The sequence below is a fragment of the Pseudarthrobacter sp. NPDC092419 genome (assembly GCF_044755045.1).
GTDB lineage: Bacteria > Actinomycetota > Actinomycetes > Actinomycetales > Micrococcaceae > Arthrobacter.
On sequence record NZ_JBIVQF010000006.1, the window covers coordinates 157,044 to 174,967 of the forward strand.

Sequence of the window (17,924 nt, forward strand, 5' to 3'; positions counted from 1 at the left end):
TACCAAGACCCGCACAAATGAAGGGAACACCATGAGGAACATGACCAGGATCGGCGGCGTGGCAGCAGTAGCTGCTGCCCTGACGCTGACGGCCTGCGGCGGCGGCTCCACCGGCCCCGACGCAGGCAAGGGGCAGGAGGCAGGCAGCGACCTGTCCAAGCTCATCAGCGTTAACGAAAAGCCCGCAGCCGACCTGGAACCCGGCGGGAAGGTCACCCTGCCCCTGGGCAGCATCGGCCCGAACTTCAACGGTTTCTCGAACGACGGCAACAGCTCGGACAACTCGGCACTGCAGATTCCGATGAATCCTGTTGCCATCAACAGCGGCGGCATCGGCGGCTGCTGGAAGGTGAACTTCGAGGGCGAGGCCTCGCCCAACCCTGATTTCTGCGAGTCGGTGGAGAGCAAGGTGGAGGACGGCAAGCAGACCATCACCATCAAGATCAATGAGAAGGCCACCTACAACGACGGCACGCCCATCGACGTCAAGGCCTTCCAGAACACATGGAACATCCTCAAGAGCGCAGACGCCGGCTATGACATTGTCAGCTCCGGCGCATATGAGTTCGTGGAGTCCGTGGAGGCCGGCGCGAATGACAAGGAAGTCATCGTCAAGACGTCACAGCCGGTGTACCCGCTCGAGTCGCTCTTCTTCGGCCTGATCCACCCGGCGGTGAACTCACCGGAGATCTTCAACGAGGGCTTCGTGGGCGAGATGCACCCGGAATGGATGGCCGGACCCTTCAAGCTGGACCAGTATGACTCCGCTGCCCTGACCGTGACCATGGTCCCCAATGAGAAGTGGTGGGGCAACAAGCCGGTCCTGGACAGCGTCGTGTTCCGCCAGCTGGAGACCAGCGCCCAGGTGGCGGCCTTCAAGAACGGCGAGATCGACGGCGTCTCCGCCAACACCATCGCCCTGTACAAGCAGCTGGAAGGCACCAAGGACGCCGAAGTCCGCCGCGGCCAGCGACTGTTTGCCGGCGGCCTGAATCTTAACGCCCAGAAGATTACCGACGTCGAAGTCCGCAAGGCCATCTTCAGCGCCGTGGACCGCGAGGCCCTGCGCAAGGTGCGCTTCAACGGCCTGAACTGGGAGGAACCCAGCTCCGGCTCCATGATGCTCCTGCCCTTCTCCGACTACTACCAGGACAACTACCCGGTCAAGGAGACCGGTCCGGAGGCTGCCAAGAAGGTCCTGACGGAGGCTGGCTACACCGAGAACGCCGACGGCATCATGGAGAAGGACGGCAAGCCCGTCTCCTTCAAGATCAGCAACTTCGGTGACGATCCCACCACCCTCGCCTTTACCCAGACCCTGCAGAAGCAGCTTCAGGCGGGCGGCATGGACGTGGGCATTGACCAGCGCGCCTCCGCGGACTTCGGTAAGGTCATCGGCGGCCGGGACTTCGACCTGAGCGTCTCCGGCTACACTGTCGGCGCCGACGCCACGGACACTGTGAAGCAGTTCTATGACTCCAAGACCAACGTCAACGGCCTGGGAGACGCGGAACTGGACAAGAAGATCGCCGACCTTGCCTCGATCGAGGACAACGCCGAGCGCAACAAGGCAGCCATGGATGTCGAGAAGGATCACATGGCGAAGTACTTCTCGATGGGCCCGGTCATGAACGGCCCGCAGATCTCGTTCGTCCGCACCGGCCTGGCCAACTACGGGCCGTCCCTCTTCCAGAGCCTGTCCCAGGTTCCGGACTGGACCACCATCGGCTGGGAAAAGAAGTAGCCCACTCTCAATAGATGCCGGTTTTCGGCAGACGCTCTCTCACTTCCGCGACGTCCGGCGGCGGGAAGTGAGAGAGCGTCCGCTTTTAAGGGGCATCAGGTGAGAGAGGGTGGGGGTAGCGTTGGTGGGATGAGCCAGACTGACGCCTTTCCGCGCACCATCCGCACCGCCGTCGTGGGTTATGGCCTGTCCGGGCGCGTGTTCCACGCGCCTTTTATCGCGGCGGATCCGCGCTACTCGCTGGAGGTCATCGCAACGTCCGACGCCGGCCGGCAGGCAGCTGCGGCGGCGCACCATCCAGGGGCCAGGACGGTGCCCGACGCCGCCGCGGTGTTCGGGGTCGCCGCCGAACTGGACCTGGTGGTCCTGGGTACTCCGCCGGCCACGCACTACCCGCTGGCGAAGGCGGCGCTGGAGGCCGGGCTGGACGTGGTGGTGGACAAGCCGTTTGCCGTGTCCAGCGGCGAGGGCCGGGAACTGGTGCAGCTGGCGGAGGACCTGGGCCGGGTACTCACCGTGTTCCACAACCGGCGCTGGGACGGCGATTTCCTGACCGTCCAAAAACTGCTGGCCGCCGAGGCGCTGGGCACGGTGACGAGGTTCGAATCGCGGTTTGAGCGGTGGCAGCCCGTGACGTCCAAGGCGTGGAAAGCATCCGCCACGCCTGGGGAGGGAGGCGGTGTGCTGTTTGACTTGGGTACCCACCTGATTGACCAGGCCCTGCAGCTTTTCGGCCCGGCGCGCGTCGTCCATGCGGAGCTGGAGACCCGCCGGCCGGACGCACGCGCCGAGGATGACGCCTTCCTGGTGCTGCGCCACGATTCAGGGGTGACGAGCCACCTGACCATGAACCTGATGTGCGCCCAGCAGGGGCACCGGTTCCGCGTGCTGGGTTCCGGCGGCGGCTATACCAAGAACGGGGTGGACCCGCAGGAGCCGTACATTGCGGCCGGAGGAAGTCCGCTCGATCCGGACTTCGGGCGGGAGGCGCCGGAGTGGGCAGGGCAGCTGGGCCGTGACGGCCACTTGGATGCCCTGCCCACTGAGCGCGGCGCCTATTCCGAGTTCTACCGGATCCTGGCGGACAGGATCCTCCCGGACAAGATTCTGGCTGGCCCGGCCCCGGCGGCGCCGCTCCCGGTAAGTCCGGAAGACGCCGTCGGGGTCCTCGAGATCATCGAGGAGGCCCGGGCACTCGCCTAGGGCAATCGATGGGGCTAGGCGGAAACCAGTTCGTGCCAGTCGGCGACGAGGGGCAGGTTGTGCGCCTCGGACACCGAGTGGTGTGCCACGTGGCCTGCGGCGATGTTGAGGCCGGCAGCGAGGGCGGGGTCGCGGTCGAAGGCAGCCTTGACGCCCAGGTTGGCCAGGGACACCGCGTAGCGCAGGGTGACGTTGGTCAGTGCGTACGTGGAGGTGTTGGGCACGGCGCCGGGCATGTTGGCCACGCAGTAGAAGATCGTGTTGTGGACCTTGTACGTGGGCTCCTGGTGCGTGGTGGGACGGGTGTCCTCGAAGCAGCCGCCCTGGTCCACGGCGATGTCCACCAGGACCGAGCCCGGCTTCATGCGGGCCACGAGGTCGTTGGTGACCAGCTTGGGGGCCTTGGCGCCAGGGATCAGCACGGAGCCGATGACCAGGTCTGCGTCCACCACGGACTTCTCGATCTCGTACTTGTTTGAGGCCACGGTCTTCAGGCGGCCCTGGTACTGGGCGTCGAGTTCGCGCAGGCGGTTGATGTTGATGTCCAGGATGGTGACGTCGGCACCCAGGCCGAGAGCCATGGCGGCGGCATTGGTGCCGGCCACGCCCGCACCGAGCACAACAACCTTGGCGGGACGGACGCCGGGGACGCCGCCCAGCAGGACGCCCTTGCCGCCGGCGGGGGCCATCAGCGAGGTGGCGCCGACCTGGACGGACAGGCGGCCCGCAACCTCGGACATCGGGGCCAGCAGCGGCAGCGCTCGGCCGTCCTGGACGGTTTCGTAGGCGATGGCGGTGACGCCGGAGTTGATCAGTTCCTGGGTCAGCTCGGGCTCAGCGGCCAGGTGCAGGTAGGTGAAGAGGATCAGGCCCTTGCGGAAGCGGTGGTATTCGGCCTTGACCGGCTCCTTGACCTTCATGACCATGTCGGCGCGGCCCCAGACGTCGTCCGCTTCGTTGACGATCTCGGCGCCGGCGATGGCGTATTCCTCGTCGGTGATGCCGGAGCCCAGGCCCGCGCCGCGCTCCACCAGGACGGTGTGGCCGTGGGTACGGAACTCGTGCACGCCGGCGGCGGTGATGGCCACCCGGAACTCGTTGTTCTTGATTTCTTTGGGGACGCCGATGATCATTTTTGGCTCCAGTTCTCGGCCGGTTTCGCCGGAAAAAGGTGGAAGGGGATTCGTTAATCCACGATAGGACCGGTTGTGAGCCACCTGACACGGCCAAGAACGGCCGAAGCGGGGCCGCCCGCGGAATTCCGCGGAATTCCCGTCACTCAGCTCGACATTTGTTCAGCTCCAGGGCGTCAGGTGTCGCCTCATGTCCGTTCGTGCAGGAGCCGCTGCAGGCAGTACTGTTGGCCCATGCAGCAGGATGTGGAGCAGCTCGTCGAGCACGTGGCGCAGAAGCTGGGCCGGGGACTTTCCCTGGAGGACCTGGACGGCCTGCTGCTGGCCTACAGCTCTAACCAGTCCCACGCCGACCGGGTCCGGGTGAACTTCCTCCTGAGCAAGAAGGTCCCCGCGGACGTGAGCGCCTGGCAGCTTTCGCACGGCATCGCCACGGCGGTGCGGCCCGTGGTGGTGCCCGGCAACCCGGAGCTGGGCATGCTGGGCCGGGTGTGCGTGCCGTTGCTGGTGCGGGGTTTCCGCGTGGGGTACCTCTGGGTGCAGCAGGACTCCGCGGAGGAAAGCCCGACGGCGATCCTCACCCAGCTGCCCGGCGTGAGCCAGGAGCTGGAGACGCTGTCCGGGCTGCTTTTGGATTCAAATACCGCCGAATCGGAGTTCCGGCGCAGCCGCGAACGCGAATTCCTGGCCGCGTGCGCCGGTGAACCGAACGCCGTGGCTGCGGTGGCCGGCTGGAAGGAAGTGCAGGGCAAGGGGCCCTGGCAGATGGTGACCGTACTGGACTCCGATGGCTGGTCCGGCGGCCCGGACGCCATCGCGTCCACCCTGATCCACCGGTCGGCGGCGCTGCAGGCCACCATCGGCGTCGACTCCGCCCTCTTCAGTGCCGGCACCGAAACCCACTCGGTGGTGCTGTTCCGTGAAATGTCCGGACGGGCCAGCCATGCGCAGGTCCTGGTCCACTACCAGCTGGAGCTGGCCAAGCGCTCCGGCCGGCCGGTGCACCGGATCATCCTGGGGATCAGTGAAGGCTTTGCCCGTCCCCGCGAGCTGGCGGAAGCGTACCGGCAGTCGAAGCAGGCCGCGCAGGCTGCCGCGGTGGATCCGCAGCTGGGCGAGCTGGTGGAATGCCGCGCCACCGGCGTCTACCAGCTCCTCGCATCCGCCGGGGGAGGGGCCGGCGCCTGGGCGGACACCGGCTCGGTCTACTACCGGATGCTGGAGGACCACGACCGCAACGCGGAACTCATCCCCGTCCTGGAGCTGCTCTACGACAATGACGGCTCCGTGCAGGACGTGGCCGCCAAACTCCACCTCCACCGCAGCAGCATCTACAACCGGCTGGGCCGCATCCGGCAGTTGCTGGGCGTGGACCCGCTCAAGGGGATGGCCAGGCTGGAACTCCACGCCGCGCTCAAGATGCGGCGCTGGGCGGCGCGGCCACGCATCTGAGGCGTCCCGCCGTCGTCGTACGCTTGCCGCGGCAGCAAGGGCCTCAGGCGCGGCGCGCTGTGGCCGTGACGAAGCTCCGGATGGCCTCCGCCACGGCGTCCGGCCGAAGGTGCTGCGCCACGTGGCCCGCACCGGGAATCTCGACGAAACGGCCCTGGGGAACTGCCTGGGCCAGGCGGCGGGACCAGTCTGGCCCGGCCACGCGGTCGCGTTCTCCGCGGAGCACCAGGACGGGAGCGGCCACGGAGCGGAGCCGTTCCTCGGTGCGGTAGGCCATCATCACGGGCAGTTCGGTGAAGTACCAGCGCGGGCCGCAGCGGAGGTAGTCGGTGAATACGGCCCAGTTGGACGACGGGGTCTCGGCCAGCAGGGCGTCCAGGAACAGCGCCAGCGACTGGCGCCGGACGCTCCGATGGCGCGAATCCACCACCGGTCCCATCAGTACCAGCTGTTCCGCCCGCTCGGGAGCCGCCAGGGCCGCCTCGATGGCGAACTGCACTCCCATCGAGTGGCCCACCAGAACATAGGAGGTGATGCCGCACGCGGCCAAGGCCTCTGCGATGAACGCGCCGTAATCGGCAACGGACAGCTGCCGGCCCGGTTTGGGCGTGCCGGCGAAACCGGGCAGGTCCACGGAGTACGTTGGGGCCGACGCCGAGAGCACCGAGTGCAGCCGCGCCAGGTAGCGGTGGGACACGCCGATGCCGTGGATCAGCACGTACGCAGGTTCCCCGCCGTGCGGCGCGGACGTCCCGCCGGCCCACAGGATGCGCCCCGTGAGCCCGCCGGCGTGGACGGTCTCCGACCGCAGCTTCACTCCTGGTCCCCGGAGCCTTCGGACTGTTTCTTCTTCTGGCCTTCCAACCACGCCATGATGGCGGCCTGGCGGATGCGCCGGTGCGTACCGCGGTACTCCACCGGGATCTCGCCGCGGTCCGTCATGTTGCGCAGGTACGTGTGCGAGATGCCGGCCAGTTCCGCAGCCTGCGAGGTGGTCAGCATCTCCTCCACGCTGCCCACGGTCACCGTTTCGCCCCGCCCCAGCCGCGCCAGGAGGTCCACGACGGCGTCCCTTGCCTCCCCGGGCAGGCGGTGGACGGTGCCGTCAACGAACACGGTGATGTCCTGCCCGCCTTCGAGCGCGCGCGTGAGGCTGCGCGCTTCCTCTGCGGGCAGGCCTGCCGTGACCCGGGGAGCTATCAATGCCATGGCAGAAGCCTAGCCGCCGATATACCCAGCGCGGGCAGCTACAGGCCGAGCTCCGACAGGGCCGGCAGCTTTTCCCGCACCCAGGCCCGGGCCTCGGTGGCGCTGGGGGCGGAGAGGGCCAGCTTGGCCAGTTCCTGCGCCTCGGCCAGGGTTACGGTTTTCAGCACGGCAGCTACGGCGGCCAGGGAGCGCGCGGTCATGGACAGGGTGGTCACGCCCAGGCCGGTAAGGACGACGGCGAGGGCCGGGTCCGCGGCAGCCTCACCGCACACGCCCACGGGTTTGTTGCTGCCTTCCGCCCGCGAGCCTTCCACGGTGAGGCCCACCAGGCGCAGGACGGCCGGCTGCCAGGGGGTGTTCAGGTTGGCGAGCGGGCCCAGCTGGCGGTCCGCCGCCATGGCGTACTGCGTGAGGTCGTTGGTGCCCAGGCTGGCGAACCCGACCTCGCGCAGGATGGACTCGGCCGTCAGGGCGGCGGAGGGAACCTCCACCATCACGCCAGGTGTCTTGATGCCGGCGTCCGCGCACATGGAGGCGAAGCGTGCGGCCTCTTCCGCGGTGGAGATCATCGGTGCCATGACCCACACGTCCGCTTCGGACTGGTCCGCTGCCAGCGCGATGGCTTCGAGCTGCCGGTCCAGCACGCCGGGGGTGGTGAAATCGGTGCGGTAGCCGCGGACGCCCAAGGCCGGATTGGGTTCGGTGGAATCGGTGAGGAAGGGCAGCGGCTTGTCGGCCCCGGCGTCCAGCGTGCGCAGGACCACCTTCTTGCCGGGAAAGGCGTCGAACACGCTCTTGTACGCCGCGGCCTGCTCTTCCACGGAGGGTTCGGTGTCCCGTTCCAGGAAGCAGAATTCGGTGCGGAACAGGCCCACGCCCTGGGCGCCCAACTTGGCGGCAGCCTCTGCGTCCTTGCCGCCACCCACGTTGGCCAGCAGCGGCACCTCGTGGCCGTCCGCCGTCATGCCGGTACCGGTGAACTCGGCCAGCAGGGACGCGGTGGCCGCCCAGGCCTCGGCGGCGTCGCGGAGCTGAGCGTCAGGCTCTGCGGTGACAGTGCCGGCGGCGCCGTCCACGTAGACCTCGGCGCCGTCCGGCAGTTCGTCAACGCCGACGGCGGCAACCACCGCGGGCAGTCCCAGCGAGCGGGCGATGATGGCGGTGTGGGACTGCGGCCCGCCGCCGGAGGTCACCAGAGCCAGGACCTTGTTGGGGTCCAGGGTGGCGGTGTCCGCCGGGGCGAGGTCGTCCGCCACCAGGACAAACGGGGTGTCCGAGGCAGGAATGCCGGGTGCGGCCACTCCGCGCAGCTCCGCCACGATGCGGGCACGGACATCCAGGACGTCCGTGGCACGCTCGGCCATGTAGCCGCCCAGGTTGAGCAGCATCTCCGACACGGAGGAACCGGACTCCCAGATAGCGCGTTCGGCCGAGGTACCGCGGGCCACCAGCTTGGCGGCGCCCTTGATCAGCATGGTGTCCTTAGCCATCAGTGCGGTGGCTTCCAGGACTGCCTTGCCGTCACCGCTGGCGTGCGCCGCGCGGGCCTTCAGCTCGTCATGGACGGCGGTGGCGGCGGCCTTCAGCGCTGCAGTGGCTTCCTCAGGAGTAGTGCCTTCTGCCAGCTGCTGGCCTGCAGGCGGTTCGCTGATGGGCTTGGGCATCTGCCGGACGGTGCCGATGATACGGCCGGGGCTGACGCCAACTCCTGGGAAGTTCTGCACTGAAGGTCCTTAGGTCTACGGAAATGTGCCGGAAAAAAATTGTATGTGATTCAGTTCATATAGCGATGCTATAGGTGCTAGGGTAGCGGTTATGAGTTTGGATGGCCAGCTTCCCCCCAAAATGCGACTGCTGCGTGCTGCGGCGGAGTTGTTGGCCAAATCCGCGGGGACGCCCGTCTCCACCCGCCAGATCACGCAGCTGGCGGGGGTTACCGCCCCCACGCTGTACCACCACTTCGGCGACAAAGAAGGCCTCTTCGACGCTGTCGTCGCGGCCGGCTTCGAGGAATATGTCGCCGGGGAACGTGATTTCGCCCCGTCCGGGAACCCTCTTGAGGACATCCGGAGAATGTGGGACAACCACGTCCAGTTCGGCCTCAACCAGCCGGAGCTGTACCTGGTGATGTTCGGCAATATCCGTCCGGAAAGCCGCCCGGCCATCGTGGCTGATGCAGAGGCGCTCATGGAGGAAATGCTGAACAAGGCAGCGGTGGCGGGCCAGCTGAACGTCCAGCCGCGCGAGGCGGCCAGGTCCATCCTGGCGGCCAACGTGGGCGTGACGCTGATGCTGATTGCGGAGCCCGCCGCCGAACGGAACCTCGAACTATCCACCATGACCCGCGACGCCATGATTTACGCCGTGGCCACCGAGCGTGCCGCCGATGCGGCTCCGGGCGGCTCCGGAAAGTCATCGGTGGTGGTGGCAGCGATTGCCCTGAACGCCGCACTTCAGGCCTCGCACTCCGACCAGCTCTCCAGCTCGGAACTCAAACTGTTCCTCGAATGGCTTCACCGGATCAGCACCAGCTCTTAGACATCGGACCATCCTGCGGAGCCGCAGGAATCACGGTTAGGAATTCACATGGCAACAGAGACAGTTGCAAAGCCACGTACCAGCGCGCGCGTGCACGTCCAGAAGTTCGGCACCTTCCTCTCCGGAATGATCATGCCCAACATCGGCGCGTTCATCGCCTGGGGCATCATCACGGCCCTCTTCATCGAGAAGGGCTGGCTGCCGGTGCCGGAACTGGGCGGTTTCGGCACCAATGCGGAGGGCGATCCCAACACCGGCCTGGTGGGCCCCATGATCACCTACCTGCTGCCCCTCTTGATTGCCTACACCGGCGGCCGGATGGTCTATGACGTCCGCGGCGGTGTGGTGGGCGCCATCGGCACCATGGGCGTGATCGTGGGCGCCGGCATCCCGATGTTCATTGGCGCCATGATCATGGGTCCCCTGGGTGGCTGGACCATGAAGAAGATCGACTCCCTCTGGGACGGAAAGATCCGCCCGGGCTTCGAAATGCTGGTCAACAACTTCTCCGCCGGCATCTGGGGCGCGCTCCTGGCCATGCTGGGTTTCTACGGCATCTCGCCACTGGTCACCGCATTCAGCGAAGGCGCCGGTAGGGTGGTCCAGTTCCTGGTGGACAACGGCCTGCTGCCGCTTACCAGCATTTTCATCGAGCCGGCCAAGGTCCTCTTCCTGAACAACGCCATCAACCACGGCGTGCTGACCCCGCTGGGCGTCCAGCAGTCCCTGGAGCAGGGCAAATCCATCCTGTTCCTGCTCGAAGCCAACCCCGGCCCCGGCCTGGGCATCCTGCTGGCCTACATGTTCTTCGGCCGCGGCGTGGCCAAGGCCTCTGCTCCCGGTGCGGCCATCATTCATTTCCTGGGTGGCATCCACGAGATCTATTTCCCGTACGTGCTGATGCGCCCGCTGCTCATCCTGGCCGCCATCGCCGGCGGCATGACCGGCGTGGCAACGCTGGCCATCACCGGTTCCGGCCTGGTTGCCCCGGCAGCCCCGGGCTCCATCATTGCGGTCCTCGCCCAGACGTCCCGGGACAGCTACGTGGGCGTCATCCTTTCGGTGCTGCTGGCCACTACGGTGTCCTTCCTGGTGGCCTCGGTGATCCTCAAGACCACCAAGCACAGTGATGAGGTGGACCTCAACGACGCCACCGCGAAGATGGAGCAGATGAAGGGCAAAAAGAGCTCAGTTGCCTCCACCTTGACCGCCGCCGGCGCCGGTGCTGCCGCAGGCGGCGGCGTGGGCGTCCTGGCCGGGCCGGTGCGCAACATCGTCTTCGCGTGCGACGCCGGGATGGGCTCCAGCGCCATGGGCGCCTCCGTGCTGCGGAACAAGATCAAGGCGGCCGGCTTCCCGGAGGTGAAGGTCACCAACGCCTCCATCGCCAACCTCAGCGACACCTACGACGTTGTGGTCACCCACCAGGACCTCACAGAGCGGGCAAAGCATTCGACCGGAAGCGCAGTGCACTACTCCGTGGACAACTTCATGAACAGCCCGCGCTACGACGAGATCGTGGAGCTGGTCCGGGAGAAGAACACTGAAGGGGAGGCGGAGGCCGTTGCCGCGCCTGAGGCAAGTGCCGCCGTCGTACGCCCCGAAACCGGCGCGGCACCCGAGGTGCTGGCGCGCGACAGCGTGATCCTGGAAGGTTCCGCCACCACGCGGGACGCCGCGATCGACGAGGCAGGGCAGCTGCTGCTGGCCCGTGGCGCCGTGGATGAGGGCTACCTGGCCGCGATGCACGAGCGCGAGGAATCCGTGTCCACGTATATGGGCAGCTACCTGGCCATCCCGCACGGCACCAACGCCGCCAAGGACCACATCCGCACGTCGGCCGTGTCCGTGGTGCGCTATCCGCAGGGCATCGACTGGAACGGCAAGGAGGTCAAGTTCGTGGTGGGCGTGGCCGGCGTGAACAACGAGCACCTGCACATCCTGTCCTCCATCGCCAAGGTGTTCACGGACAAGGAGCAGGTGGCCCGGCTGGAGGCTGCCACCACCGTGGACGAGGTCCTGGCGCTCTTCGGAAAGGTCAATTCCTAGTGAAGGCTGTCCATTTCGGCGCAGGGAACATCGGCCGCGGCTTCGTGGGACTGCTGCTGCACGACGCCGGCTACGAGGTGGTGTTCGCGGACGTCGCCGACGAGCTGATCAAGCAGTTGGCGGCCGCGGACAGCTACGCGGTGCACGAGGTGGGGGAGGACCCCGCCGTGCGGACGGTCAACAACTTCCGAGCGCTGAACTCCACCACGCAGGAGGCGGAACTCGTTGCGGAAATCGCGACGGCGGACATCGTCACGACGGCGGTGGGACCCCACATCCTGAAGTTCGTGGCGCCGGTTATTGCGCGCGGCATCGTTGCGCGGGAGCCCGGCCTGGCACCGCTGCAGGTGATGGCGTGCGAGAACGCAATCAACGCCACGGACATCCTGGCCAAGGAGGTGGCCGCCCAGCCGGGCGCCGCCGCAGGTGCCCTGGACGGGAAAGTTGTGTTCGCCAACACAGCCGTGGACCGGATCGTGCCCAACCAGGAGCCCGGGCAGGGCCTGGACGTCACCGTGGAGACGTTCTACGAGTGGGTCATCGATCGCACTGCCTTTGGTGATGCCGCACCGGTAATTCCCGGTGCCACCTTCGTGGACGACCTCGCGCCCTACATCGAGCGGAAGCTGTTCACGGTCAATACCGGGCACGCCTCGGCCGCCTACCTCGGGTTCGAGGCGGGGCTGGAGAAGATCTCCGACGCGATGGCGGACCAGGACGTGGCCGAGGACGTCCGGGCGGTGCTGGAGGAAACCAAGCAACTCCTGGTGGCCAAGCACGGTTTCAGCAACGACGAGCAGGAGGCGTATGTCCAGAAGATTCTGGTCCGCTTCGCCAACCCGCACTTGCCGGACACCGTCACCCGGGTGGGGCGGGCGCCGCTGCGGAAGCTGAGCCGGCACGAGCGGTTCATCGGTCCGGCGGCTGAGCTCGCCGAACGCGGCGTTGTCCCGGAGGCGCTGCTGGGGGCCATCGCCGCCGCGCTGCGCTTCACCGACCCGGCCGACGCCGAGGCTACCGAGCTGGCAGCCATCCTGGCCGCCGAAAGCGCGGCAGGGGCAACGGCGCGGATCACCGGGCTGGAGCCGGAGCACCCGCTGTTCAACGCCGTCGCCACCCTGGTGGAGGAGCGGCAGGCGGAACTGGCAGCCGCCCCGAACTGACCCCATCCCGCTTAAACCGCGACGCCGGCACCCACCCGGGTGCCGGCGTCGTGCGTTGAGGGCGGGGTGCTACGCCTTAGCCGAGCCTTTCGCGACGAACAGCGTCTCGGCCTGTTCCAGGGACATGCCATTGGTTTCCGGCACCTTGAACATGACGAAAAAGAAGGACGCCGCGGCGAACAGCGCGTACATGGCGTAGGTCAGCGGCAGCGAGCCTGCGGCCATTACCGGGAAGCTCAGGGTGATGGCGAAGTTCGCCACCCACTGCGCCGCTGCGGCCAGGCCCAGGGCGCGGGCGCGGATCCGGGACGGGAAGATCTCGCCCAGCAGCACCCACACCAGCGGGCCCCACGAGGCGCCGAAGCTGACCACGAAGACGTTCGCCGCCACCAGCGCAACCGGACCCCACGCGCCCGGCAGCGAAATCTCGGACCCCGAGCCTGTGGCGGAGGAGAACGCCAGCGCCATGGCCCCAAGGGACACGGCCATGCCCACGGACCCGGCCAGCAGGATGGGTCGGCGGCCAATCCGGTCCACCAGTGCGATGGCCACGAGGGTCACCAGGATGTTTGTCACGGACGTTGCCACGGAGATGGCCAGCGAGTCCTTCTCCTGGAAGCCCACCGCCTTCCACAGCGTGGTGGAGTAGTAGAAGATCACGTTGATGCCCACGAACTGCTGGAGCACGGAAAGGATGATGCCCACCCACACCACGGCCTGCAGGCCAAACGTCTTACCGCGGAGCGAGCCCTTCTGTCCGGCAAGTTTGTCATCCTCGATGGCGTCCCGGACTTCGCGGATGTGCCGGTCCACGTCGCCGGCCGCCACGATTGAACTGAACACCTTCCGGGCCTGCTCTTCCTTGCCCTGGAACACCAGGAACCGCGGGGATTCCGGCAGCGTATAGGCAACCCGGCCGTACACGACGGCTGGAAGCGCGGCGGCAAGGAACATCCAGCGCCACGCCTCGAGGCCCAGCCAGAGCGGCTGGTCGGCGCCGCCAGCACCGGTGGCCAGCAGGGCGTCGGACAGCAGTGCGGCGAAGATACCGGTGGTGATGGCCAGCTGCTGGAGGGATGCCAGGCGGCCGCGGACCTGCCGAGGGGAGATTTCCGAGATGTAGGCCGGTGCGATCACGGAGGCCAGGCCGATGCCGAGGCCGCCTACCAGGCGCCAGAAGATCAGGTCCCACACGCTGAACGCGAAGCCGGTGCCCAGTGCACTCACCAGGAACAGCAGTGCGCCGATCTTCATCGCCGGGATGCGGCCGTAGCGGTCCGCCACCTTGCCGGCCAGGTACGCGCCGGCCGCGCAGCCGAGCAGGGCGATGGCCACGGCAAAGCCCGTGACGGCCTCGGACAGCGCGAATTCGTCCTTCATCGCGTCCACGGCGCCGTTCACCACGGAAGAGTCGAACCCGAACAGGAAGCCACCAACCGCCCCCGCGAGTGCCAGCCAGATCACCCGCCTCGGAATGTGCGTGGTCGTCTGCTCCTGGGCAGTGGGCATGGTTCTCCCTGGGTCTGGGGGTTTGATGGATGCGGTGCGGACGTCGTCGGCTGCCCGGCCCAACCGGCCGGCGCACTCGCGCTGTACAGTGTGGCACGCCACGGCCCGCGGTTCCACTCGGGCGGCCGGGGACGCGGCGGCCGGAAATGTACGACGGCGGGAGGCGCCGCCGTCGTACGCCTCCTCTCCCGGGCTGCTCGTTATCCGTCACTCCCGTGACGCCCGGATGATCCCCTAGTGGGCCGGGACCTGCCGGGAGTCCTCTCCCTCCCGTGCGACGCTCTGGTCCGTCAGCTTCTTCCTGGGCAGCGCCAGGCTGATCAGGAAGGCCAGCGCGGTGAGGCCCGCGGCGGTGAGCATGACCACGTCGATCGAGTGCGCGAACCCCTCGGTGATGGGCCGCGTCAGCGTGCTGTTCGCGGTGTGCAACCAGCTGGTGTCGTTGAGCGAATCGTCAGATGCGCCCTGCTGGAAGAACTCGTACAGCTTGGCGTTCGCCGGATCCGCAGCCACCGACGGGTCCGCCAGGACGGACAGGTAGGCCGGGTCAGCCATGGCGGCCTTCATGCCGTCCGCGATGCGGGCGGCGGCAAGGCTGAACAGCATGGAAATGAACACGGCCGTGCCCACTGCCCCGCCCATGGAGCGGAAGAATGCGGCGGAGGAAGTGCCCACACCCATGTCCCGCGGAGGCACGGACGTCTGCATGGCCAGGGTGAGCGGCTGCATGCAGAAACCCAGGCCCATGCCGAAGAACACCGCGATGAGGCCCGGGACCCAGAGTTCGGTGTCCACTCCGAGGGAGAAGCCCATGGCCAGTGCGGCCACGGTAAGGATCGCGGTGCCCATGATGGGGAAGATCCGGAAGGTGCCCGAGGCGGAAATGGTGCGGCCTGCCGTGATGGAGCCGGCCAGGATGCCCACGGTAAAGGTGATCATCATGAGCCCCGCTTCCGTGGGCGTAAGGCCCTTCACCAGTTGCAGGTAGAGCGGCAGCATCGCGATGGCCCCGAACATTCCGATGCCTATGATGAAGTTCAGCAGCGAGGACAGGCCGAAGGTGTGGTTCCGGAAGAGGCGCAGCGGGATCAGTGCGTAGTCTCCCGCGCGCTTCTCGGCCAGCAGGAACCAGACGATGCCCGCCACCCCCAGCCCGTAGCAGAGGAAGGAGTTAAGCGAGGTCCAGCCCCAGCTGCGGCCCTGCTCTGCCACCAGGAGGAGCGGGACGATGGCCAGGGTGATGGCCGCGGCTCCCCAGTAGTCGATCTTCTGCTTCAGGTGCTTGGCGGGGAGGTGCAGGAAGAGGAACACCACGGCGAGTGCGGCCAGGCCGATGGGCAGGTTGATGAAGGACACCCAGCGCCAGCCATCGAAGCCCAGGATGGTCTCCGCGCCGGCGAACGCGCCGCCCACCACCGGGCCCAGCACGGAGGAGATGCCGAAGACGGACATGAAGTAGCCCTGGTACTTGGCCCGGTCCTTGAGCGAGACGATGTCCCCGATGATGGTCAGCGCCAGGGCCAGCAGGCCGCCGGCGCCGAGGCCCTGGACGCCGCGGGCGAAGGCGAGTTCGGTCATCGAGTTGACCGAGCCGGCGTACAGCGAGCCCACCAGGAAGATGGCGATCGCCGTGAGGTAGAGGGGCCGCCGGCCAAAGATGTCGCTCAGTTTGCCGTACAGCGGCGTGCTGACAGTGGACGTGATCAGGTAGGCCGTGGTGGCCCAGGCCTGGAGCGAGAGCCCGTCCAGGTCGTTGGCGATGGTGTAGATGGACGTGGACACGATGGTCTGGTCCAGCGATGCCAGGAACATGCCCAGCATCAGGCCCACCATCACGGTGACGATCTGGCGCTGGGTCAGCGTTTCGCCGGCGCCGGGCACGGCAGGGCGTTGGGACATGGAGGCTCCAGGGGGAAGAAAGGGAATCAAGCCGATAGTTGCTTTCAGTAACTATCCCATGCTCGGTTTTCTTCCCAGTGCCGGGGATTTTTTTCGCTGCGTCCCTAACGCTCCACGAGGATGCCGTCCGGATCGCACCAGATCATGGCCCCGGTCCGGACAGTCACGCCGTCGATTACCACGTCCACATCGACCTCCCCGGCGCCGTCCTTGGCGCTCTTTCGAGGGTTGCTGCCCAGGGCCTTAACGCCCAGATCCAGTCGGGCGATTGCCTCGCGGTCCCGGATGGCGCCATTAATAACGACGCCGGACCACCCGTTCGCCACGGCGCTCTCGGCGATCATGTCCCCCATCAGCGCCGTGCCCAGCGAGCCGCCGCCGTCCACCACCAGTACCGCCCCGTGGCCCGGGGTGGCCAGCGTGGCCTTGACCAGCCCGTTGTCCTGGAAGCAGCGGATGGTCCGGGCCTTGCCGCTGAAGTGGCTCCGCCCGCCCAGCGACTGGAATTGCAGCGGAACGGAGGCCAGCTGCTCTCCGCGCTCGTCGTAGAGATCTGCTGTGTTGATGGGCTGGTTCATGCGTCTCCTTGATACGGCGCGGGCGATGTAGGCCCAGCGGGTCCTTGCAGTAGCTTGGGTTACCGCCCACGATAGTCTGACTCCTGACATCACCGCCGCACGTCCGCCGCATCAGGGGAAAGACGCCCATGAGCCTGTCCAGCACTCCCGTTCCGGCGGAGCCTGCGGCCGCGGCGCTCGCCGAGCCCACCCGAAAGGTCACGGCCCGTTGGGTGACCGGTCTGGTGCTGGTCAACGTGGGCATCAATGCCGCGTTCTTCGGCCCCATCAACGTTTTCATCGGGCAGCAGGCCATCAGCATTGACGCCCCCAGCAAGGAAGCGATCCTGTCGCTGGTCACGGCGTGCGGGGCCGCGGTCTCACTGGTGGCCAACCCGTTGTTCGGTGCGCTCTCGGACCGCACCACGTCCCGGCTCGGCCGGCGGTCCCCCTGGGTCCTGGCCGGTGCGATCCTTGCTGCGGCCGCGCTCCTGGCGATGTCCGGTGCCACCGCGGTGGCCCTGATGGTGCTCTTCTGGTGCCTGGTCCAGCTCGGCGCCAACGCGGCGTACGCCGCCATCACCGCCGCCGTTCCGGACCGCGTCCCCATCCCCCAGCGCGGAGGGGTGGGCGGCCTCGCGGCCATGGGACAGACGCTGGGGATCCTGACCGGGGCGGTGTTCGGGGCCGTGGTGTCCGGAAACTTCATGGTGGGGTATTGGCTCTGCGCGGCGGCGCTGCTCCTGTCCGTGCTGCCGTACCTGTTCCACCGGAACGATCCAGTCCTCGCTCCGGGGGTGCTGCCGCCGTTCCGGCCGGGAACGTTCCTCCGCGGGTTCTACGTCAGCCCCAGGCGTTACCCGGACTTCGGCTGGGCCTGGCTTACCCGCTTTCTGGTCAATGTGGGGAACCAGATGACCATCGTCTACCTGCTCTTCTTTCTGCGGGACGTCATCAGGCACGATGATCCGGCCGCCGGGGTCCTCATTCTCACCGGCATTTACGCGCTGATGGTCATGGTGACGGCGGTGCTCGCCGGCCCCTGGAGCGACCGGGTGGGCCGGCGGAAGCCCTTCGTTATCTGCTCATCGGCCACCATCGCCATGGCCGGCACCATCATGGCGTTCTTTCCGGTGTGGCCGGGTGCGCTTGCCGGCGCCGCGGTGCTCGGTATCGGGTTTGGCGCCTATTTGGCCGTGGACTTTGCTCTCCTCACCCAGGTCCTGCCGCAGGCCGCAGACCGGGGCAAGGACATGGGCGTGATCAACGTGGCCAATTCGTTGCCCCAGGTGGTGGCGCCGGGCCTGGCGTTTCTCTCGGTCCAGTTCCTCGGCGGGTATGCCACGTTGTTCATGACGGCGGCCGTCATCGGTCTGTTGGGGGCCGTTTTCGTGGTGAAAATCAAGGGCGTGGCCTGACCTTTGCCCGCGGACTCGAAGGTTCCGGATCCTTCGGAAGCTAAGTCACC

General features: G+C 67.2%; 14 protein-coding genes. 7 read left to right on the forward strand and 7 right to left on the reverse strand.

The genetic code is table 11. The features are described 5' to 3' along the window. The first annotated feature begins 31 nt into the window (after positions 1 to 31). The gene (locus ACIQC0_RS11480) at positions 32 to 1,744 is read left to right on the forward strand and encodes an ABC transporter family substrate-binding protein (protein WP_377216253.1); all 1,713 of its coding nucleotides are present in this window, start codon (positions 32 to 34) and stop codon (positions 1,742 to 1,744) included. A 129-nt stretch (positions 1,745 to 1,873) separates the two neighbouring features. Then, positions 1,874 to 2,947, forward strand: coding sequence for a Gfo/Idh/MocA family oxidoreductase (locus ACIQC0_RS11485; RefSeq protein ID WP_400535019.1), 1,074 nt, complete (start codon positions 1,874 to 1,876; stop codon positions 2,945 to 2,947). A gap of 14 nt (positions 2,948 to 2,961) precedes the next feature. Here the strand turns inward: ACIQC0_RS11485 and ald are convergent, their stop codons facing one another. After that, on the reverse strand, positions 2,962 to 4,080 hold the full coding sequence (gene ald / locus ACIQC0_RS11490) for an alanine dehydrogenase (RefSeq protein ID WP_377216251.1): 1,119 nt from the start codon (positions 4,078 to 4,080) through the stop codon (positions 2,962 to 2,964). 234 nt (positions 4,081 to 4,314) lie between these two features. Here ald and ACIQC0_RS11495 point away from each other — a divergent pair, with 234 nt between their 5' ends. Beyond that, positions 4,315 to 5,532 carry a PucR family transcriptional regulator gene (locus ACIQC0_RS11495; protein ID WP_377216250.1) on the forward strand — a complete coding sequence of 406 codons (1,218 nt, stop codon included), beginning with the start codon at positions 4,315 to 4,317 and terminating at the stop codon, positions 5,530 to 5,532. A 43-nt stretch (positions 5,533 to 5,575) separates the two neighbouring features. Here the strand turns inward: ACIQC0_RS11495 and ACIQC0_RS11500 are convergent, their stop codons facing one another. The 3 genes from ACIQC0_RS11500 to ptsP are packed head-to-tail and all read right to left on the reverse strand — an operon-like array spanning position 5,576 to position 8,465. Next, positions 5,576 to 6,349 carry an alpha/beta fold hydrolase gene (locus ACIQC0_RS11500; protein ID WP_400535022.1) on the reverse strand — a complete coding sequence of 258 codons (774 nt, stop codon included), beginning with the start codon at positions 6,347 to 6,349 and terminating at the stop codon, positions 5,576 to 5,578. Beyond that, on the reverse strand, positions 6,346 to 6,741 hold the full coding sequence (locus tag ACIQC0_RS11505) for a helix-turn-helix domain-containing protein (RefSeq protein WP_377216248.1): 396 nt from the start codon (positions 6,739 to 6,741) through the stop codon (positions 6,346 to 6,348). The genes ACIQC0_RS11500 and ACIQC0_RS11505 overlap by 4 nt, the downstream gene beginning before the upstream one ends. Positions 6,742 to 6,779: 38 nt before the next feature. After that, on the reverse strand, positions 6,780 to 8,465 hold the full coding sequence (gene ptsP / locus ACIQC0_RS11510) for a phosphoenolpyruvate--protein phosphotransferase (RefSeq protein WP_400535024.1): 1,686 nt from the start codon (positions 8,463 to 8,465) through the stop codon (positions 6,780 to 6,782). A 91-nt stretch (positions 8,466 to 8,556) separates the two neighbouring features. Here ptsP and ACIQC0_RS11515 point away from each other — a divergent pair, with 91 nt between their 5' ends. From ACIQC0_RS11515 to ACIQC0_RS11525, 3 genes are read left to right on the forward strand one after another with little or no spacing between them, the layout of a single operon-like run. Beyond that, the gene (locus ACIQC0_RS11515) at positions 8,557 to 9,279 is read left to right on the forward strand and encodes a TetR/AcrR family transcriptional regulator (RefSeq protein WP_377216246.1); all 723 of its coding nucleotides are present in this window, start codon (positions 8,557 to 8,559) and stop codon (positions 9,277 to 9,279) included. 48 nt (positions 9,280 to 9,327) lie between these two features. Then, on the forward strand, positions 9,328 to 11,328 hold the full coding sequence (locus ACIQC0_RS11520; RefSeq protein ID WP_400535026.1) for a PTS mannitol transporter subunit IICBA: 2,001 nt from the start codon (positions 9,328 to 9,330) through the stop codon (positions 11,326 to 11,328). Further along, positions 11,328 to 12,491, forward strand: coding sequence for a mannitol-1-phosphate 5-dehydrogenase (locus ACIQC0_RS11525; protein ID WP_400535028.1), 1,164 nt, complete (start codon positions 11,328 to 11,330; stop codon positions 12,489 to 12,491). The genes ACIQC0_RS11520 and ACIQC0_RS11525 overlap by 1 nt, the downstream gene beginning before the upstream one ends. Before the next feature lie 69 nt (positions 12,492 to 12,560). Here ACIQC0_RS11525 and ACIQC0_RS11530 read toward each other — a convergent pair whose 3' ends face one another. The 3 genes from ACIQC0_RS11530 to rraA form a co-directional block, all read right to left on the reverse strand. Next, positions 12,561 to 14,000, reverse strand: coding sequence for a sugar porter family MFS transporter (locus tag ACIQC0_RS11530; protein WP_400535030.1), 1,440 nt, complete (start codon positions 13,998 to 14,000; stop codon positions 12,561 to 12,563). 234 nt (positions 14,001 to 14,234) lie between these two features. Next, entirely contained in the window at positions 14,235 to 15,899 is a 1,665-nt protein-coding gene (locus ACIQC0_RS11535; RefSeq protein WP_400535032.1) for an MDR family MFS transporter, read from the reverse strand. Positions 15,900 to 16,003: 104 nt separating this feature from the next. Further along, entirely contained in the window at positions 16,004 to 16,477 is a 474-nt protein-coding gene (gene rraA, locus ACIQC0_RS11540; protein ID WP_400535034.1) for a ribonuclease E activity regulator RraA, read from the reverse strand. Between the two features lie 128 nt (positions 16,478 to 16,605). Between rraA and ACIQC0_RS11545 the strand changes: the two genes are divergently transcribed. Next, positions 16,606 to 17,874 (forward strand): MFS transporter, encoded by a 1,269-nt coding sequence (locus tag ACIQC0_RS11545; RefSeq protein WP_400535036.1) that lies wholly within the window; start codon positions 16,606 to 16,608, stop codon positions 17,872 to 17,874. The last annotated feature ends 50 nt before the right edge of the window (positions 17,875 to 17,924 follow it).

Excerpts from the sequence above, each read along its gene's own strand:
- ACIQC0_RS11545 (WP_400535036.1), top strand. The coding sequence starts at position 16,606 with ATGAGCCTGTCCAGCACTCCCGTTCCGGCGGAGCCTGCGGCCGCGGCG.
- rraA (WP_400535034.1), bottom strand. The coding sequence starts at position 16,477 with ATGAACCAGCCCATCAACACAGCAGATCTCTACGACGAGCGCGGAGAG.
- ald (WP_377216251.1), bottom strand. The coding sequence starts at position 4,080 with ATGATCATCGGCGTCCCCAAAGAAATCAAGAACAACGAGTTCCGGGTG.
- ACIQC0_RS11520 (WP_400535026.1), top strand. The coding sequence starts at position 9,328 with ATGGCAACAGAGACAGTTGCAAAGCCACGTACCAGCGCGCGCGTGCAC.
- ACIQC0_RS11535 (WP_400535032.1), bottom strand. The coding sequence starts at position 15,899 with ATGTCCCAACGCCCTGCCGTGCCCGGCGCCGGCGAAACGCTGACCCAG.
- ACIQC0_RS11480 (WP_377216253.1), top strand. The coding sequence starts at position 32 with ATGAGGAACATGACCAGGATCGGCGGCGTGGCAGCAGTAGCTGCTGCC.
- ACIQC0_RS11515 (WP_377216246.1), top strand. The coding sequence starts at position 8,557 with ATGAGTTTGGATGGCCAGCTTCCCCCCAAAATGCGACTGCTGCGTGCT.
- ACIQC0_RS11485 (WP_400535019.1), top strand. The coding sequence starts at position 1,874 with ATGAGCCAGACTGACGCCTTTCCGCGCACCATCCGCACCGCCGTCGTG.
- ACIQC0_RS11495 (WP_377216250.1), top strand. The coding sequence starts at position 4,315 with ATGCAGCAGGATGTGGAGCAGCTCGTCGAGCACGTGGCGCAGAAGCTG.
- ACIQC0_RS11530 (WP_400535030.1), bottom strand. The coding sequence starts at position 14,000 with ATGCCCACTGCCCAGGAGCAGACGACCACGCACATTCCGAGGCGGGTG.
- ACIQC0_RS11505 (WP_377216248.1), bottom strand. The coding sequence starts at position 6,741 with ATGGCATTGATAGCTCCCCGGGTCACGGCAGGCCTGCCCGCAGAGGAA.